Source organism: Colwellia sp. C2M11 (genome assembly GCF_018860915.1).
In the GTDB taxonomy this organism is placed as follows: Bacteria; Pseudomonadota; Gammaproteobacteria; order Enterobacterales; family Alteromonadaceae; genus Colwellia.
Map to the genome: position 1 here is coordinate 1 of NZ_JAHKQD010000006.1, position 1,719 is coordinate 1,719.

Sequence of the window (1,719 nt, forward strand, 5' to 3'; positions counted from 1 at the left end):
TCACAGCGAGGAACTTGCTTAAAGCTTAAAAAACAAACAATTGAGGAAATATAAAAAAAGACGTAAATACGTCTTTTGGGAGAAATTCTACAGCCTCAACGCCTCATTAAGAGGAAATTTATAGTTGGCTAAAATGTTGAACGCAGTGAAAACAGCCAACTGTAAATTTTCCTGCTTTAATGCCTTGTTATATTTCGTTTAATTGAACCAAGCAATTAAAATGATGATTAGGGCATAAAACAAAATACCTGTTACGTAAGGCACAAGATAGCCATTGTTAGATTTGCCTTTAAACTCTTTATATTCACTATAACTATGTAATTGATGTTTAGATAAACCGAAAGAAATTACACGTAATACACCTGCTCCAGTTATATACAGAACAAAATCAAAAGCCAAAGCTACAAATAGATTAGGTATGAACTCAAGAAATATACTCATTTGACACTCCTATCGAAAGAAATATAACGCCAACAGCAAGCGCGCCGCTTTTTGGCGTCGGCTTGACTGTTTTTGTTATGTTTTTTCTCGATTGATAACACATGCCTGACTGAACTGCCTTCCGAATACAGTACCCCTTGCATAGTATTTATTAAAATCCCCTTTTACCTCTTCGCCGCTGTTATTAAGCTGCTCAATAACGGCCTGTACAGGTGGATCATTGATAAGACGGTCATAAACATCCGGCTTAGTAAGATGGCCATCTCTAGGTATTTCAATTAGACCAAGCCTTTCCAAATTTACGAGATATGATGAGCTAAGATCCTTATGCTCTAAGCCAGCATCATGGCCTAACGTTGAAACAAGCTCATGTACTTTCACCTCCCCTTGATTCTTGGGTAACACTCTTTTTATATCGACAAGAGGCACTACTTGATTTTTCATGATGTATTCAAGGAGCTTTGCTTCGTCGGAAGACATATTTCGAATTATCTCTACGAAACCTGGGTGAGCAGTTTTGGCCGTTTCTTTATCCATCGCTGATGCCAACAGGTTGGCATATAGCTCGCTTAAGGACTCTTTATGTCCTGTATATCTTAGTGATTCCAGTGCTGGCCCAGCTACAGCAGGGTCTGGCGTGCATATGTTTTCTACAGGCGTGCTTTCAAGCTTCTTAGAAACTTTCGAGTGAACAAACTCTTCGATTTGTTCAATTCCCCAGACTAACCCTCGCACGGGTAAAAGCGCAGCATTGACTGTACGACCAACAGTCTGCAGTACTTTTCCTGTTTCCTTTGCGACGGGTTGAATCGCATCTTCATAGACAGGAACTTCCTTAACTAAACCAGTAACGGCCTTAATAGTTCCTTCTACATTACTCTCTGTTCCTGAAGGATCTTTGTCAGTCATTCATTACTCCTTGAAACATAACAGTATATTATCCATAATTCACGATAGTAACGGATTATGAAATAACAGAATAACAAAACAATAATAATTAAATTATTACTTGTCAAAGCTTTATAGTTAAACAGGTGGTTTTATTTTAAACATTAAGTTTGTAGAAACTAAGCACTGCGTCATACTCAGCTATTTTGTGCTGAGTATGACGCAGTGCTTAAAAAATTAAATACTAAAAATCAATAAATTAAAATTTTACCTATGTAGAAAGTGAGCATATTAATGCTCACTTTCTACACAAAAAACTGCGTTTTTGTTGAAAACACATTGTAACTGTATAAATACACAGCTAGCTGGGATGTTTTTATAATTATCAAA

2 protein-coding genes are annotated in these 1,719 nt (G+C 36.9%); both read right to left on the minus strand.

Annotated features, from left to right (window positions below; translation table 11 throughout):
- Positions 1-198: 198 nt before the first annotated feature.
- Entirely contained in the window at positions 199-441 is a 243-nt protein-coding gene (locus KO509_RS01275) for a hypothetical protein (RefSeq protein WP_215971481.1), read from the minus strand.
- 75 nt (positions 442-516) lie between these two features.
- Positions 517-1,350 (minus strand): DUF4393 domain-containing protein, encoded by an 834-nt coding sequence (locus tag KO509_RS01280; protein ID WP_215971482.1) that lies wholly within the window; start codon positions 1,348-1,350, stop codon positions 517-519.
- Between the last annotated feature and the right edge of the window lie 369 nt (positions 1,351-1,719).